This is a genomic window from Clostridium estertheticum (assembly GCF_018861295.1).
Taxonomy (GTDB): Bacteria; Bacillota; Clostridia; order Clostridiales; family Clostridiaceae; genus Clostridium_AD; species Clostridium_AD estertheticum_D.
This window is the reverse complement of record NZ_JAHLDM010000011.1, coordinates 108,567-124,518: the sequence shown is the minus strand read 5'-3', so window position 1 is coordinate 124,518 and position 15,952 is coordinate 108,567. Positions and strand designations below refer to the sequence as shown.

Annotated in this window: 17 protein-coding genes; 15 read left to right on the top strand and 2 right to left on the bottom strand. The window is 29.8% G+C overall.

The features are described 5' to 3' along the window. The first annotated feature begins 96 nt into the window (after positions 1–96). From KPL54_RS12780 to KPL54_RS12720, 13 genes are all read left to right on the top strand, one after another. The gene (locus KPL54_RS12780) at positions 97–1,302 is read left to right on the top strand and encodes a DNA polymerase Y family protein (RefSeq protein ID WP_216106913.1); all 1,206 of its coding nucleotides are present in this window, start codon (positions 97–99) and stop codon (positions 1,300–1,302) included. A gap of 181 nt (positions 1,303–1,483) precedes the next feature. Further along, positions 1,484–2,353, top strand: a complete 870-nt coding sequence (locus tag KPL54_RS12775) for a DUF6414 family protein (protein ID WP_216106912.1) — start codon at positions 1,484–1,486, stop codon at positions 2,351–2,353. Between the two features lie 38 nt (positions 2,354–2,391). Next, complete coding sequence (locus KPL54_RS12770; protein ID WP_216106911.1) at positions 2,392–3,726, top strand: CCA tRNA nucleotidyltransferase; 1,335 nt, start codon at positions 2,392–2,394, stop codon at positions 3,724–3,726. 180 nt (positions 3,727–3,906) lie between these two features. Continuing rightward, the gene (locus KPL54_RS12765; RefSeq protein WP_216106910.1) at positions 3,907–4,482 is read left to right on the top strand and encodes a sigma-70 family RNA polymerase sigma factor; all 576 of its coding nucleotides are present in this window, start codon (positions 3,907–3,909) and stop codon (positions 4,480–4,482) included. Next, positions 4,472–5,449, top strand: coding sequence for a DUF4367 domain-containing protein (locus KPL54_RS12760; RefSeq protein ID WP_216106909.1), 978 nt, complete (start codon positions 4,472–4,474; stop codon positions 5,447–5,449). Before KPL54_RS12765 ends, KPL54_RS12760 begins: the two co-directional genes overlap by 11 nt. Before the next feature lie 178 nt (positions 5,450–5,627). Beyond that, the gene (locus tag KPL54_RS12755; RefSeq protein WP_071614069.1) at positions 5,628–5,858 is read left to right on the top strand and encodes a DUF1292 domain-containing protein; all 231 of its coding nucleotides are present in this window, start codon (positions 5,628–5,630) and stop codon (positions 5,856–5,858) included. 65 nt (positions 5,859–5,923) lie between these two features. Next, on the top strand, positions 5,924–6,100 hold the full coding sequence (locus tag KPL54_RS12750; protein ID WP_216106908.1) for a hypothetical protein: 177 nt from the start codon (positions 5,924–5,926) through the stop codon (positions 6,098–6,100). A gap of 142 nt (positions 6,101–6,242) precedes the next feature. Continuing rightward, complete coding sequence (locus KPL54_RS12745) at positions 6,243–6,872, top strand: HDIG domain-containing metalloprotein (RefSeq protein ID WP_216106907.1); 630 nt, start codon at positions 6,243–6,245, stop codon at positions 6,870–6,872. Positions 6,873–7,406: 534 nt separating this feature from the next. Next, positions 7,407–8,276 (top strand): radical SAM protein, encoded by an 870-nt coding sequence (locus KPL54_RS12740; RefSeq protein WP_216106932.1) that lies wholly within the window; start codon positions 7,407–7,409, stop codon positions 8,274–8,276. A gap of 53 nt (positions 8,277–8,329) precedes the next feature. Further along, the gene (locus tag KPL54_RS12735; RefSeq protein WP_216106906.1) at positions 8,330–9,319 is read left to right on the top strand and encodes a biotin--[acetyl-CoA-carboxylase] ligase; all 990 of its coding nucleotides are present in this window, start codon (positions 8,330–8,332) and stop codon (positions 9,317–9,319) included. Between the two features lie 84 nt (positions 9,320–9,403). After that, the gene (locus KPL54_RS12730; RefSeq protein ID WP_162523245.1) at positions 9,404–9,646 is read left to right on the top strand and encodes a DUF1292 domain-containing protein; all 243 of its coding nucleotides are present in this window, start codon (positions 9,404–9,406) and stop codon (positions 9,644–9,646) included. 86 nt (positions 9,647–9,732) lie between these two features. Further along, entirely contained in the window at positions 9,733–10,254 is a 522-nt protein-coding gene (locus KPL54_RS12725) for a UPF0158 family protein (RefSeq protein ID WP_216106905.1), read from the top strand. 37 nt (positions 10,255–10,291) lie between these two features. Then, positions 10,292–11,002 (top strand): MgtC/SapB family protein, encoded by a 711-nt coding sequence (locus KPL54_RS12720; RefSeq protein WP_216106904.1) that lies wholly within the window; start codon positions 10,292–10,294, stop codon positions 11,000–11,002. 230 nt (positions 11,003–11,232) lie between these two features. Here KPL54_RS12720 and KPL54_RS12715 read toward each other — a convergent pair whose 3' ends face one another. Both KPL54_RS12715 and KPL54_RS12710 read right to left on the bottom strand, forming a co-directional pair. Then, a complete protein-coding gene (locus KPL54_RS12715) occupies positions 11,233–12,804 on the bottom strand; it encodes a DEAD/DEAH box helicase (protein ID WP_216106903.1) in 1,572 nt (523 codons plus the stop codon). Between the two features lie 114 nt (positions 12,805–12,918). Continuing rightward, on the bottom strand, positions 12,919–13,443 hold the full coding sequence (locus tag KPL54_RS12710; protein ID WP_369700372.1) for a QueT transporter family protein: 525 nt from the start codon (positions 13,441–13,443) through the stop codon (positions 12,919–12,921). 319 nt (positions 13,444–13,762) lie between these two features. Between KPL54_RS12710 and KPL54_RS12705 the strand changes: the two genes are divergently transcribed. Continuing rightward, on the top strand, positions 13,763–15,013 hold the full coding sequence (locus tag KPL54_RS12705) for a M16 family metallopeptidase (RefSeq protein ID WP_216106902.1): 1,251 nt from the start codon (positions 13,763–13,765) through the stop codon (positions 15,011–15,013). Positions 15,014–15,015: 2 nt separating this feature from the next. Beyond that, positions 15,016–15,891, top strand: a complete 876-nt coding sequence (recX, locus tag KPL54_RS12700) for a recombination regulator RecX (RefSeq protein ID WP_216106901.1) — start codon at positions 15,016–15,018, stop codon at positions 15,889–15,891. Positions 15,892–15,952: the final 61 nt, after the last annotated feature.

Genomic DNA, 15,952 nt, shown 5'->3' with positions numbered 1-15,952 from the left:
AAGTAACCTATTCTTTAATTAAGGATAGGTTGCTTTTTTATATGGAAAATATATATAATATCTCTTATAGAGGATTTATAAAAAGGATGAGATTATATGACCAAATTTAACGAAAAACTTATATTTCATATAGATGTTAATTCAGCATTTCTTTCTTGGAGTGCTGCGAAGATGATAAAGCAAGGAGAAAAGATCGACCTGAGGGCTATCGCTGCTGTAATAGGTGGAGACGAACAGTCTCGAAGAGGGGTAGTTCTCGCAAAATCTATGATAGCTAAAAGGAGTGGAATAGTAACAGGGGAGAGCTTATTTACTGCAAGAAAGAAATGTATAAACCTTGTAGTTGTATCACCTGACTTTGGGTTATATGAAAGCTGTAGTAAGGCTATGAGAAGAATATTTGGTGACTATACACCAATTATCGAAAAATTTTCTATAGATGAGTGTTATTTAGATGTAACAAGTTATAATACGTCTAAAGAAGCAGCACTAAGACTTGCATATGATATTAAAGATAGGATAAAGAACGAGTTAGGGTTTACAGTAAATATAGGCATGTCAGATGTTAAACTACTAGCGAAAATGGCATCTGATTTTGAAAAACCGGATAAAGTGCATACGCTTTATAAAAATGAAGTAGAAAAAAAATTGTGGCATCTTCCAGTTGGAGAGCTTTTCATGGTTGGGCGTAGAAGTGTTCCAAGGCTTAATAATTTAAATATATTTACTATAGGAGATTTAGCTAAGTACGATGTTCAATTTTTGAAATACCATTTTAAAAGTAGTGGTAGGATGATGTGGGAATATGCTAATGGAATAGATAATAGAGAAGTAAGATCGGATAAACGAGAGCTCAAAGGAATAAACAATTCAACAACCCTGGCAAATGATATTAAAAGTAAAGATGAGGCTTATATAGTATTGTTAGAATTAGTTGAACATACGGCTAGTAGATTAAGAAATATAAAAAAGTGTTGCTACTCTATTTCAGTAACTATAAGAAATCATGAATTTATTGATTATTCGCGTAGTACGACTTTAAAAAGCTCTACGGATCAAACTCAGGAGATACTAAAAACAGTAAGGACTCTTTTTGATGAATTATGGAAAGGTGAGCCCATAAGATTACTAGGAGTTTCTCTTAATAATTTATGTGATGATAATTTTAAACAAATATCAATTTTTGACCTTGATAATACTAATGATGAAAAGAAAAGAAGTATAGATAAAACTATAGATAGTTTGCGCAATAAATATGGCGAAACTGCAGTTATGAAATCAATATTACTAAAGAAAAAATAGTGTACTTAGCTATAAATAAAGAATCCCATTACAAGTTATTGTTCTAAATTATAAAAAGTAATATAAAATAGTTATGAGCATTGTTTTATATTGTATTACTGAAAACAATACAGCACTGAAAGTGATGCAGTGTTGAAAACAATACAGCACTGAAAGTGATGACTTATGGGGGTATAAAAATATGGATAACAGAGCACTAATACCTTTATATACTAATGGAGATATGATAAATAATTTATATACAGTTGTAATTGAGGAGTTTGCAGAAATAAAAAGTGAAAGTACAAGGAAGCTGTTAACGATTAGTACAAATACACCATTATATGAAGCTACCTGTGGTAAAATAATGGAAGGTGACTTAAATGTTCAATTTTTAAATGAATTTACATCGCAGAAAATTGAAGAAAGAGTTTCAATTGTAATAACAATTTTGTCAAGATTAAAGAATATGTTAAATGAGCAAAATATGTTAAAGGTCATCACGAGTGGGAGCGATGTGGCAAATATTAAGGAATTTGATTTTGTTCAGTTCACTTGCGAATTATATAAAAATCCAGTATTAGAATATATAGAAGATATAATTAGAGTTATGGAAATGCAGTTAGCATTTTCACCGGAGCCACTAGAAAATGGTGATGAAAGTCAAGAACATAAAGTTAAAAGGCAAGTCTTAAAAATTCTAAAAGATGATATGGAAGTCTGCAAAACTGAAAAATGTATAAAGTTTATTAGTAGTAATATTGGTGATAGTAATACAAAAGTTATAGTGCCCCTGGAGATAAAACATATGGCAGATAATTTGGATTATATTGAAGGTGCCAGAATTACTGTTCTTGGTAAGGTGGTAAGAATTCCAAATAAAAATAAAACTGAAATAAATAACAATGATTTGCTTAGTGGAACTTATTTTGATTATTTAAATGAGGAGTATTTTAAAGAATTTAAAAACAGGTTTCTAAAAGATACAACTTTAATTAGCGATTATGATTCAAACAATCTAGTAATTGACGGACCTGTAATTGAGATTATACCAATAGCAATGTATATTTAAATTGTAATAAATAAACGGAAAGTAATATTGGAGGAGTTATGTTTATACCAAATGATGTAAAAATAATTTTGGATACTTTAAAAAATAATGGATATGAATCTTATATAGTGGGGGGAAGTGTACGTGATGCTACAATCGGGAAAGCTGTTCCTAAGGATTATGATATAACTACTAATGCCCTGCCAGAAGAGATAATTAGAATTTTTGATAAGACTATTCCAACGGGAATAAAACATGGGACTATTACTGTTATGGTAAATGGAGAGGGCTACGAGGTTACAACTTATAGAATAGATGGTGAATATCTAGATAATAGAAGACCAAGTGGTGTTACTTTTGTTTCAAATTTAGAAGAAGATTTAGCAAGGCGTGATTTTACTATAAATGCTTTAGCGTTCAACGAGGCAGATGGCCTTATAGATTGTTTTGACGGTATTTTTGATTTGAAAGATAAAATAATTAGAGCTGTAGGAGAACCTAATAAAAGATTTAAGGAAGATGCTCTAAGAATGCTTAGGGCTATTCGTTTTGCAGCCTCACTAGATTTTGATATAGAAGAAAAAACTATGATTGCTATAAAAATGAATTGTAACCTTATATCAAATGTAAGTACTGAAAGAATTAGAGATGAACTATGTAAAATGTTAGTATCTAATAACACTACAAAAGCTTTTAAATTACTTGAAGAAACTAAATTATTGCAGATTATACTGCCAGAACTTCAATTAACAGTAGGATTTAATCAGCGAAATCCTCACCATGACAAAGATGTATTTTCCCACATATTAGCTGTTGTAGAAAAATGCCCACCAGTTCTTAACATAAGATTTGCAGGATTACTTCATGATATCGCTAAACCAGATTGCTTTACTATTGATGCGAGTGGGATAGGACATTTTTATGAACATGATAGAAAGGGAACTAAAATAGCAGGTCAAATACTTAGAAGACTTAAATTTGATAATGAGAGTATAACTGAAATTGAGATCTTAGTAAAGGAGCATATGAATGTACTTACAAATCCAACAGATATTACTGTGAAACGTCTTATTAATAGAACTAGTATGAATTTAGTCTTTAGCCTTTTTGCATTGCAAAGAGCAGATGCTTTAGGGTCACGGTTTCCTCAAATTAGATTAGATGAAATTAATAGAGTGGAGAAACAAACTATAGCTATAATAGAATCTAAGGCTCCATTATCTATAAAAGAACTAGCAGTAAACGGTAAAGATTTAATGAATGAATTTTCTATTAAGCCAGGAGCTCAGATAGGTGTTATGCTGAAATTTCTTTTAAATATAGTCTTAGAAAACTCGGAGCTTAATACTAAAGATAAACTTTTATCTATAATTTATGATAAGTATATAAAATAAAAAATTAAAGTATTTTTTAATTCCCTCAGACTTAAGGTTTGAGGGAATTATTTATTGTTTGTTCTTTTCACATTATATTAAAAAGATTAAAATATATGTAATGAAATGAAAAATTTTACGTATTAACACATGAGCTTACTTGGCCAAGTAAAAAAACAAAGGAAGGAGGGTTTTAAAAAGATGAAGCAACTTGTATTGCGTGATATTTCATATGAAAAAGAAATTACAGAAGAATTGTGTAAAGAAGAAAAATTTGCTCATATTTTTGAAATCTATTACAAAAGAGTTTATAACTATATGTATTATCGTGTTAATAACATTGAAACATCAGAAGACCTTACAAGTCAGGTTTTTGAAAAAATAATGTTTAAAATAGATATGTATTCTCAAAGTAAGTCACCTTTCGAGGTATGGATGTTTGCTATAGCTAGAAACATAGTAAATGACTATTTTAGAAGTCTAAAAAAGCATAAATTATTTTCTATTGATACAATTAAGGACTTAGCATCAAGAGGAAAAACTCCCGAAGACATAATATTATCAGCAGAAAGTAACAGTGAACTTTCAAAGGCTTTGAAGATTCTGAATGAAAGGGATCGAAATATTGTTTCTCTTAAGTTTGGTGCAAATCTTAAAAATCAGGAGATAGCACAAATATTAGATATTACGGAAAGCAATGTTGGAGTAATACTTTATAGAACAATGAAAAAGTTAAAAAAGAAAATTGAGGAAGAGAGGAAACGATATGAGCAATAAGAGAATTGAAGATAAATTTTCTAGAGAAATGGATGCTTATTTTAATGGTATAGAGGATAAGAAAAAAATAGAATCTAGTGAATATAATGAACTTTTAAAATTTAGCAAGAATATATCAGATGAAGATTTTAGTCAAAACAGCAATAAAAAAGGGGTATTGAATAAAACTTTAAAAAGCATAAGTGAAAATAAAGGAGAGAATACTATGAAAAAATCAAATAAATTTAAAAAAACTGCTATTGCAGTAGCAGCAATATGTATAGTAAGTGTTTCTGTAATGCAAACATCATTTGCACAAGAGATAGCGGATAAAGTAATAAAAACTATATCTTTAGGACATATAAGTGTTATGCAAATGGAGCCATCTAAAATAAAAGAAATGAGACTTACAGATGAGTATAAAGGCAAAGTTTTTGATAAACAAGGAAAGCAAGTACAAGTAGTTACGCAGGATAATTACAATGAATTATATACAGCAAAAGGGGAAAAAATTGCTAATATGCAGGGTGGTAAAATAACAACTGTAGCTGAGCAAGAAAAAATGGACAAAGAAAGTAAAGATGCGGTAGTTGAAGTAAAAGATTCTAGTAAATTAAATTATTATACTTGCTTTGATGTTAAGCTTCCAACATTTTTGCCAGAAGGATATAAATTTGATAGAGCAAAATTTTATAAGGAGAAGAATGAAACAAAAGTTGAAAATAGTAAATATATTGAGTTGTATTTCACTAATGAGAAAACTGGAAAATCTATATCTATGCAACAAAGGTTTCCAGATGAAACCACTAAAGGTGAACTTTCAACAGATGGCACGATTGAAAAAACGAAAATTAATGGTGTAAATGCTGTAATAAGTGATGATAGAAACATTGATTGGGAAACTAAAAATGCGATTTATTTTTTATCTGCGGGTAAAGGTGGAATTACAAAAAATGAATTAATAAAGATTGCAGAATCTATTAAATAATAATCTACACATCCCATCACAATAAAAAAATGCTTTGTTATTAAATAATTATTTGATAACAAAGCATTTTTAATTTTTATTACTTATTATAAATATTTGGTATAAAACATTAAATTAGGAACAAAATAAGAGGGCACGTAAAAACAAATTGCTAAATTACATGAGAGAAGGTATGTATATGAAAACTAATGAAATAATTACTGTTCTAAATGAAAATGGTGATAAAGTTGATTTAGAACTAATTGATGCTATTAAAATGGATGGAACTGATTATGTAATAGTTGGACCTAAGGATTCAGATGAGGCGTATGCCTATAAGTCAGTTGTAGTTAATGGCGAAGTAGAATATAAATCAATAGGTGAGGGCGATGAGTTTAAAAAAGTGTTAAAAAAGTATAGCGAGCATTAATATCGCAGCATATAAGGGATGATTGGTGTTTTTTAAATCTATAATAAGTAATTAGGAGGTTCTGTATGAAGAGTCGTGAACAAGCTAGTAAGGATAATTCCCGTAATTATATTAACAAAGACACAAAATCCAAAAATCCACATTCTAAAAATCAAATTATTCAATCCATTGAGGAAAGCGCATACAATGATAGTGTTTTTACAACTAATAAAAGTGAATATGGCGGAAACAAGTCAGAATAACTAATAAAGAGATATTAATAAAAAGAGCAAGCGTTTGTTATCTAAACTAAAATAGTATATAGTTTAGATAAGTTAACTTGCTCTTTTTGTTATAATAATAAAAGATTATGAAATAAAATAATAAACAGAAAGGAATTAGTGTATGGTTAAAATGTTTGAAGAATTTCAAAAACATCTAATGGAGGATAAAAATCCATCTTTATATTTTGATGAAATTATAAATAATAAAGATATTTACACACTATATCCGTATACATTATTGAGAAATCTGATTGAAACTCCACAATCACCAATTCATCATCCAGAAGGAAATGTATGGAAACATACAATGTTAGTTATAGATAATGCTGCAAAGAGAAAAGAAATTAGTGAGAATCCTATTGCTTTTATGTGGGCGGCTTTATTACATGATTTAGGTAAAGCACCTACAACAAAATTTAGGAAAGGAAAGATAACATCATATGATCATGATAAAGTTGGTTCAGAACTTAGCAAAAGGTTTCTTTGTGCACTGACAAATGATGAAGAATTAATTATACAGGTTACAGCTTTAGTTAGGTGGCATATGCAAACTCTTTTTGTAACGAAAGATTTACCATTTTCGAATGTTGAAGAAATGAGATCTGATATATCAATTAAAGAAATTGCTTTGCTATCACTGTGTGATAGACTTGGTAGAGGGGATATGAATGAAACCAAAATCTGCGAGGAAAAAGAGAACATCGAATCTTTCATTAGAAAGTGCGAAGAACGTTCATTGTCTTCTAAATAATATACATAAGGTTCCTAGAATATTGTGGCTTCTACCATAAGTGTATATATTGTTAGAACAGCATTCACTTCACCTTGTAATTCTAAAATTTATTTTATTTATGTCTGCTAAAAACCGCAAACTCGCTTCGCTCAAACATGCGGTTTTCTTACGCAGGTATAAATAAAATAAATTAAGAATTACTAAGGTTTGTTCAATTGCTGTTTACACAATATATACGCTTATTGCCGAATTACTATGTTGCTAGAGTTAACAAGATTATCAGGATACTGCAAAAGAACCATAGCCTTTTAGGCTATGGGGATGGTTGTGGGAGAAAAGGATGCTTTGGGATGTGAGGTAATTAAAAGGAAATTATCAGAATACTTTAAAAGAACCATAGCCTTTTAGGCTATGGGGATGGTTGTGGGAGAAAAGGATGTTTTGGGATGTGAGGTAATTAAAAGGAAACTATCAGGATGCTTCAAAAGAACCATAGCCTTTTAGGCTATGGGGATAGTTATGGGAGAAAAGGATGACTGGGAGATGAGTTTAGTGGAGTATGAGGGGATAGTGTATAGACCGCCTAGTGAGGCTTATAGTCTTATTGTACAGGTTACTATTGGGTGTTCACATAATGGATGTACTTTTTGCGGGATGTATAAAGATAAGAAGTTTAGGGTACGTGAATTAAAAGACATTATATCTGATCTTGAGCAGGCTAAGTTAGATTATGGCGCGGTTAAAAGAATATTTCTAGCAGATGGGGATGCTTTAGTTCTTAAAACTAGTGATTTAAAAATAATTTTATTAAAGATTAAAGAGTTGTTTCCAGGGTGCGAGAGAGTGGGGGTTTATGCTACGCCTAATGATATCTTAGCAAAGTCAGTAGAGGATCTTAGCATGCTTAAGGCTCTGGGGATTGGGATTTTATATCTTGGAGTTGAATCTGGAAGTGATAAAATACTAAAGAGTATAAATAAAGGTGTAACTGCCCAAAGTTTGATTAGGGCAGGAAGAAAGGTTAAAGGAAGCGGTATAAAATTATCAACTACTCTGATTTCGGGTATAGGAGGCAGAGAAAAAATCAGTGAGAATGCTATAGAGTCGGCGAAACTTATAAGTGCTATAAATCCAGATTATGTTGGATTTTTGACTTTAATGTTAGAAAGCGGGACACCTATTTATAAAGATATACAAAATGGTATCTTTCATGTATTAACTCCGGAAGAAGTAGTCCAGGAGTTGAGGGAATTCCTTAAAAACGTAGAAGTTACTAATTGTATTTTTAGAAGCAATCATGCTTCAAATTATGTATCACTTTCTGGAACGTTACCAGTTGATAAAGATAAGTTGCTTTTGGATATTGATCTAACACTTAAAGGTAAACATGGATATAAACAAGAGGAATATAGGAGACTATAATTGGATAGAGAGAGATTTTATCTATATTACAAAATAAAAAAGGTGTTGATATTATGAAAGAAAAAATTCTTGAATTACTTAAGGCCAGTGGAAATGATTTTGTGTCGGGTCAAAAAATTAGTGAGGTTTTAGGAGTCAGTCGTGCGGCTATTTGGAAACATATAAAGGTTATTAAAGAGGATGGTTACGAAGTTGAAGCTATTTCAAGAAAGGGTTATAGAATAATCTCATCACCTGATATACTAACCTTCGAGGAAATTAAAAATCATTTAAATACAGAGTGTATAGGTAAAAATATTATTTATTGCAATTCTATAGGGTCAACAAACACTAAGGCCAAAGAGCTTGCGGAAATGGGTAAGGAACATGGCACAGTTGTTATAAGTGAAGAACAAACATTAGGACGTGGAAGGCTCGGACGAAACTTTTTATCACCAAAATATAAGGGTATATGGATGTCAATTATACTTAGGCCTAATATACTTACAGAAAATATATCAAAGATAACACTTCTTGGAGCAGCAGCTGTTCAAAAAGCTATTATGAGAATGGGGGTTAAAACAAGTATTAAATGGCCTAATGATATAATACTTAATAGTAAAAAAGTATGTGGTATATTAACAGAAATGAGCGGAGAAATCGATCATGTAAATTACTTAGTTATGGGAATTGGAATCAATGTAAATCTAGAAAAAGAAGATATTACAACTGATCTAAAAGATGTGGCTACGTCAATTAAGATTGAAAGTGGTAAACTTATGGACAGAAAGCTACTTCTTGCTAACATTTTAAATATATTTGAAGAGTTGTATAATGATTTTGTAGAAAATGATAGTATAAAAGAAACTTTAGAGATATGTAGAAAAAATTCAGTCCTTATAGGTAAAGAGATTCAATTAATAAATAGAGGAAAAGTAACAATAGCTAAAGCAATTGATATAAGTGATAAAGGTGAATTAGTTGTTGAGAATTCTAGTGGCAATGTTGAACATATTGTATCAGGAGAAGTATCTATTAGAGGAATGGATGGATATAGTGATTAAAATAATTTAAATCTATATTTTATATGGACATGACGGCGAGGTTAACGGTATAATATGTTTATTAAGTTTGAAAGGGGAATTGTCATGGAAGAAAATAAAGTTATTACGATGCTCGATGAAGATGGAGAAAAGGTTGATTTTGAAATAATTGAAATTATTGAATTAGATGAAAATAAATATGCATTGCTCGCTCCAATAGGAGAAGAAGATGATGCTTTCGTCTATAAAATAGAATTAGTAGACGATAAAGAACAATATATTGCAGTAGAAGATGAGGAAGAATTCGCAAAAGTATTAGAAGAATATGAATCAACATTTGAAGAATAAGTAAATAGGCCAATAGACCATTTGGGTTTATTGGCTTTTTATTGTAGATATTAAATAACTATTATACAATTTGAGGAGGAAAAGTTTTGAATTTAGTTGCGGTTGATATGGAAGCACTTATAGAAACAATTTCGCATGTTGATGACAATTTAGGAAAAAGTTATCTAGATTCGGTTACTGGCGAGGTTATATATATTCCAACAGAAGTAAGTTTAGCGTTAGAAAATGGGACATTGGAGGAAAATACCTTCGATAATTGGTTAAAAGAATTTGTTAGTATTGCGATACTTATTAATGAGGATAAGGCAAATAGGTATTTAATTACTCCACTAATAGATGAGGAGTTTTATATAAAAGCTATGAAGGAATATGTTAAAACTAAAATCAGTAATTATGATTTGAAATTAGAATTAACGGAGGCATTAAAAAGCAATGAGCCTACAAAAAAGTTTAAACATGTTCTAATGGATAAACAAAATACAATGGATGCATGCGAAGACGATGAATGTACTACGGATGAGTATTATAAATATGAAGACCATTGTATAAATGAATTTGTTATAGAGTGGTTAAAATCAAACCGTATTGAATTAAAATATTTAAATTAAAATATAATGTTATCAATGGATTTATGGGGGTAAGTACATGTTAGTATATCAAGTAGCAATAAGGCTTGCGCTTGCAGTTTTAGTCGGTGGTTTAATTGGGTATGAGAGAGAGTTTAAAAATAGACCAGCTGGGTTTAGAACGCATATATTAGTATGTCTAGGTGCGGCAATTACTTCAATGATACAATTATACTCTATTCAAGAAACAACTAATATGATTTTGCAACATCCAGAGCTCCAATCGGCTATGAAAGTAGATATTGGAAGGCTGGGAGCACAAGTTATAACAGGGGTAGGCTTTTTAGGAGCAGGTACTATTATACATGATAAGGGATCAATAAAAGGACTTACTACTGCAGCGAGCATATGGACAGTTGCTTGTATTGGTCTTGCTATTGGACTCGGATATTATACTTTAACGATATTATCCACTATATGTGTTTTTATAGTATTAGTATTTCTTAAGACTTTTGAGACTAAGCTTTTTAAAAATACTAATGTTCTAAAATTGGAAATTCAATATGTTAACAAAAAAGACATGGTGGAAAAACTAGAAAAGTATTTTGACAGTGTTAGCATAAAAGTTAAGAATATAGAATTTGTGATTGATGATGAAGAAGATGAAAATGAAACTTCAAAGTACAGTACAACGATGTATACAATTTTAGCGCCAAGATATATTAAGAGTAGTGGTATTGTGCAAAAATTATGCGCTTTTGAGGAAATCTATAAAGCTGAGATAATATAAATAAGGATTCTAATATTTTTATTTATAAACAAAATATATTAGACATATCTCAATCAATAAGATATAGGTTAAAGTATAAAGTAGTTTTTTGAATTTGTTCATAGTTATCACCCCTTATATATTGTATGTTAGAGATGGTGGTAACATAATTAAAATACAAAAATATTGTGTATAAAATTAGCAAAACAAAAAGAGTACCCATAATAGGTACTCTTTTTGTTTTGTTAGAATTATCTTCTAGATTTAGCAACTTCAATATTTACTTTTCTGCTATTTAATCTCTTACCTGAACTATTATTTAAAATAGCATCAACTAAGTTTGAAGGTACATCTAAGAAAGAGAATTTATCTAAGATGTCAATACGACCAAGTTCAGTTTTGTTAATATTAGCAGTTTCACATAAGAAAGCGATAATATCCTTAGTCATAACTTCATCCATTCTTCCTATAGATAAGAATAGTCTAACAGTGTCAGATGTTGTTGTTGTAGAATCATCTGCATAGTTATAGTTAACTTCTTTATCAAAAATAATTTTTATTAAAGAAGCAGCTACATCTTCATCACCAAATTCTGAAATAAGATTTTGTCCTAGTGGAAGAAAGTTTTCATACAAATTTTCTTTTAGAACTAATTTTATTTGATCTATAATAGTATCTGATTTAGCAGCAAAAATATCTGTTATAGTAGGTACAGTTTTTTTGTTGATTACACTTTTAGTATCACGTTCAATTTGTCTTATAGCTGATAATTCACGTCTTGTTATAAGATTATATGCTGTACCTTCTTTACCTGCTCTACCAGTTCTACCAATTCTATGTATATATGATTCGCTATCTTGTGGTAAATCATAATTTATTACATGAGTAACATCCTCAACATCGATTCCTCTTGCAGCTACATCAGTTGCAATTAAGAAGTTTAAATTACCTTCTTTGAATTTCTTAAGAGTGTTCATTCTTTGGCTTTGTTTCATGTCTCCGTGCATACCTTCTACAGTATAACCTCTAGGTTGTAATGCATCAACTAACTCATCTACACCTTTTTTAGTTTTACAGAATAGTATACAAGTTTTAGGAGCATCAACATCAAGAATTCTACATAATGATTCAAATTTGTTTTTATTATTTACTTCATAATAAAATTGCTTTATAGTAGAAACTGTTAAAGATTTCTTTTCTATAGCAATAATTTTTGTTTCTGGATGCATATATTTCTTTGACAATATTTTAATAGCTCTTGGCATAGTAGCTGAGAAAAGTAAAGTCTGTCTATCTGAACTTAAATTACTTATAATACTTTCAATATCTTCAATAAAGCCCATGTTTAACATTTCGTCAGCTTCATCTAAAACAAGAAACTTAGCATTTGCAAGTTTTAAAGTGCCTTTTCTAATATGGTCTAGTAATCTTCCTGGAGTTCCAACTACAATATCTACTCCTCTTTTTAGAGCGGATATTTGTCTATCGATAGATTGACCACCATAGATTGGTAATATCTTAATTCTTTCATGTTTTGCAATTCGAGAAAGTTCTTCAGCAACTTGAACAGCAAGTTCTCTTGTTGGAGACATTATTATTGCTTGAACTTTACCATTTGATTTTTCCATTCTACTTAAAATGGGTGCACCAAATGCTAATGTTTTACCAGTTCCTGTTTGAGCCTGACCTATGATATCAAAGCCAGCGAGTACTACTGGAATAGCTTTTTCTTGGATATCAGATGGGTATTCAAATTTTAAATCTTGTATAGCGTGTAGTACAGATTCGTTTAGTCCTAATTCATCAAACTTAATTTTTTCCATTAATTAAAATTCCTCTTTCTTCTCATAAAGTATCAAATACATCTATTATTACAATTTTCTATACAAAACAATAAATATTAAACTAAAAAAGCAAAATTAAATTGCTTTTCATTATTACTTTAAAAAACTCCTCAAAATTGAGTTCTTTTCAATAATATAAATAAGAGGTAATCCAATTCCATAACAGCAGACTAATTCTCCCCATGCAACTTGCAGCATACAAAGTAAAAGGGGCATGTCCTTGACATATAAAAGCTTTAACAGTATGCCTATAACAAAGGCATTTACTAGCACAGCTGGTAATGGAGCAAGTATTTTTTTGAACTTTAGTTTGCTCTTACCAATATAGTAAGTTAAAATTGCGGATATAAGTGTTGCAAGGGAACCGAAAACCATATCCATAATACCTAGTGGACTTATAATATTAGAAACTATACAACCTATTAGCAATCCTGGAATAGAAAAGGATGCGAAGTAAGGTAGGATAGTAAGCCCTTCAGCTACGCGATATTGAATAACTCCAAAGCTGAAAAACGATAAGCTTAGAGTTAAAGCCGCATAAATAGCAGCCACCATTGCTGCAAAAACGATTTTTCTTATTTTTACAGACATAGTTCCTTCATTTAATTTAATATTCAATTTTGTGCCTCCATAGTTTTAGTTTAAGACAGGATGGTTGCGAACTGTCTATGAGTATTTGACTCGAACTTTAATTCTAGTATATAATTCTTGATTAGTCAATAGCTTTTGCTATAATTCACAAAAAAATGTGCTTTAAATTGGTTAAGAATATAGTTTAAAGTAGTTAAAAGTATGATATAGTTAAACAACATATGCGTTTTACTTAAATGTAAGTAAATTATTTTTTAAATTAAGGTATAAATTACCTCTTGAATGTATTAATATTGTATTTTAAGATGATAATTAATAATATAGTTTTAGGTTAAAGGAGAATATGATGATTAAAGAAATTTTTAACACAAAACAAACAGAGCTAAGTAATGGTATAAAACTTATTACTATTAAAAAGGATAGTCAAATATCAGCAGTTCATGCTGGAGTAAATATAGGTTCGCTTTTTGAAGAAAAAGATGAAAAAGGCATAGCGCACTTTATTGAACATATGCTGTTTAAAGGTACACATATTAGAACTAATGAGAAGCTAAATAGTGATTTAGAAAATTTAGGTGGAGAATATAATGCTTATACTGATTTTAATTCTACAGTATATAGTGCGACGGTTTTAAATGAAGAATTAGAGAATGCTATAACACTTATGGGGGATATGCTTTTAAACTCTACATTCCCTATTGCTGAAATTGAAAAGGAACGAGGCGTTATATTATCTGAAATTAGAACAATTAATGATGACATTGAAGACTTAAGTTTTCAAAGAGTTAATGAAATCGCGTTTAAATATAGTCCGCTTAGGGAAGATACTATTGGAAATGAAGATATTATAAAAAATGTTACAAGGGAGCAACTTGTTAAGTTTTATAATAAATATTATTTGCCGAATAATTCTTTTATATCTATTGTATCCCCCTTTGAACATGAGGACATAATAAATATTGTAAGTAAGTGTTTTGGTAAATGGATTAAGAGCAAATTTGAAAAGAAAAAAATAATAGCTGAAAAACAACAATTCATAAAAAAAATATCATATAAAAAAGAAATTGAACAAAGTACAATACTTTATTTATATACATTTAATGGTTTGTCTAAAGACGAGGAACTTGCACTTAGAATATTAAATTTTAAGTTTGGTGAAAGTTCTAATTCTATACTATTTAGAGAACTACGTGAAGAAAGAGGATTGTCTTATGATGTTTACACTCATTTAGATACTTCAAATAACGTTAAAACACTTTATATTTATACCTCGGTATCAGAAAAAAATGTTGATGAGGCAATCCATGTAATTGATACTGTAATTAAAGACATCGAAACTGAGAAAATAGTTTTTGATGATAATACAATATCTTTAATGAAAAAAATAATGAAAACTGCCATTGCATCAACGCTTGAGGATTCTACGGATCTTTCAAATTATGTACTTCATCAGGCTATGGATAGTGAAGATATATATCAATTTACTGATGATATGAAAAACATGGGAAATATTAAAAGTGAGGATTTATATAATGTTTCTAGAAAAGTATTACAAAAACCAACAATTCACATATTTTTACCAGAAAAGAGAGGCTAATATTGAATAGTCTTATTACAAAAATTGAATTCCAAAAGAAGAACAAGGCTAGAGTTAACATCTATATAGATGGCGAGTATGCTTTTGCATGTGATGCTCAGCTTGTTTATATTCATAATATAACTAAGGGTAGAGCCATGGACAAGCAGAGTCTTTACAATATAGTTAATGAAGATAATTATATAAAAGGAAAAACTTGTGCACTTCACTTTTTAGAAAGAAGTTTTAAGTCAACAAAGCAAGTAATAGATAAATTAACGATGAAAGAATTTGATGCTAAGACCATAGAACGGGTAATGGACTTTTTAAGGCAGTATGATTTTATTGATGATAGTCTATTTATTAAGTTATATATAAAAGAGAAAATTAGATCTTGTGGTAAAAATAAGATTAAGTTTGCATTATTAAAAAAATTTCTACCAAAAGAATTGATTAATGAAGAACTTAATAAAATAACTAGTGAGCAGCTAATAGAAACAGCTTTGAAGTTAGCAAATAAAAAGATTGTAACATTAGCTAAGAGTGAAAAAGACCACCAAAAACTATACAAAAAAACATCAGATTATTTAGCCCGTAGTGGATATGATTACGAACTAATCAGAAAAGTTATGGATGAAATCGCGAGTGATGACAAGGATGATGACATTGTAGACGGGATACCTTTGTCCAAAGGTGAGAACTATGAAGATACAGCTGAGGAAGATTATAATAAATTGTACGAACTAGCTAGTAAAAGGTACAATATATTAATTAAGTCAGAGACTGATAAGAGAAAAATATACAAAAGGCTTTACGATTATCTTTTGCGACGTGGTTTTAGGTGGGAACAAATCAAAAAAGTATTAAGAAATTTGATTAACGGTGTGGAAGATGAATAGATATGAGGTGAATTATAACTTTAGTTTATCTCATCCTCAAAATATAATAAGTCGGAGGAAA

Bases quoted from the DNA above. Each gene is read 5' to 3' on its own strand.
- KPL54_RS12780 (WP_216106913.1), top strand. From the start codon at position 97: ATGACCAAATTTAACGAAAAACTTATATTTCATATAGATGTTAATTCA.
- KPL54_RS12775 (WP_216106912.1), top strand. From the start codon at position 1,484: ATGGATAACAGAGCACTAATACCTTTATATACTAATGGAGATATGATA.
- KPL54_RS12770 (WP_216106911.1), top strand. From the start codon at position 2,392: ATGTTTATACCAAATGATGTAAAAATAATTTTGGATACTTTAAAAAAT.
- KPL54_RS12765 (WP_216106910.1), top strand. From the start codon at position 3,907: ATGAAGCAACTTGTATTGCGTGATATTTCATATGAAAAAGAAATTACA.
- KPL54_RS12760 (WP_216106909.1), top strand. From the start codon at position 4,472: ATGAGCAATAAGAGAATTGAAGATAAATTTTCTAGAGAAATGGATGCT.
- KPL54_RS12755 (WP_071614069.1), top strand. From the start codon at position 5,628: ATGAAAACTAATGAAATAATTACTGTTCTAAATGAAAATGGTGATAAA.
- KPL54_RS12750 (WP_216106908.1), top strand. From the start codon at position 5,924: ATGAAGAGTCGTGAACAAGCTAGTAAGGATAATTCCCGTAATTATATT.
- KPL54_RS12745 (WP_216106907.1), top strand. From the start codon at position 6,243: ATGGTTAAAATGTTTGAAGAATTTCAAAAACATCTAATGGAGGATAAA.
- KPL54_RS12735 (WP_216106906.1), top strand. From the start codon at position 8,330: ATGAAAGAAAAAATTCTTGAATTACTTAAGGCCAGTGGAAATGATTTT.
- KPL54_RS12730 (WP_162523245.1), top strand. From the start codon at position 9,404: ATGGAAGAAAATAAAGTTATTACGATGCTCGATGAAGATGGAGAAAAG.
- KPL54_RS12720 (WP_216106904.1), top strand. From the start codon at position 10,292: ATGTTAGTATATCAAGTAGCAATAAGGCTTGCGCTTGCAGTTTTAGTC.
- KPL54_RS12715 (WP_216106903.1), bottom strand. From the start codon at position 12,804: ATGGAAAAAATTAAGTTTGATGAATTAGGACTAAACGAATCTGTACTA.
- KPL54_RS12705 (WP_216106902.1), top strand. From the start codon at position 13,763: ATGATTAAAGAAATTTTTAACACAAAACAAACAGAGCTAAGTAATGGT.